The sequence below is a fragment of the Psychrobacter sp. 16-MNA-CIBAN-0192 genome, assembly GCF_040309565.1.
Taxonomy (GTDB): domain Bacteria; phylum Pseudomonadota; class Gammaproteobacteria; order Pseudomonadales; family Moraxellaceae; genus Psychrobacter.
Map to the genome: position 1 here is coordinate 1 of NZ_JBEOOX010000564.1, position 248 is coordinate 248.

1 protein-coding gene is annotated in these 248 nt (G+C 43.1%); it reads left to right on the forward strand.

Going from position 1 to position 248, the window contains the following annotated elements; all coding sequences use genetic code 11:
- On the forward strand, positions 1 to 248 hold a 248-nt coding region (locus tag AAEY78_RS14390; RefSeq protein WP_352340116.1), incomplete at both ends, for a hypothetical protein.

Genomic DNA, 248 nt, shown 5'->3' on the forward strand with positions numbered 1-248 from the left:
GCTTATAATGCTTGTCTTGCTGAAAATATCCATAAACTCATATTAATAGAAGCACTTGCACCATTATCAGAGTCTTCCAGCCAAGCTAAAGATCGCTTACGTAAAGGTTTACTGCAACAACAACGTTTTAATCGTCAATTAGCCAGACCCGCTCCGACATATTCCTCTATGGACGTTGCGGTTCAAGCTCGCCACCAACTGACTGGATTGGCATTGCCATGGTGTGCACTGATCACCAAGCGTAATAT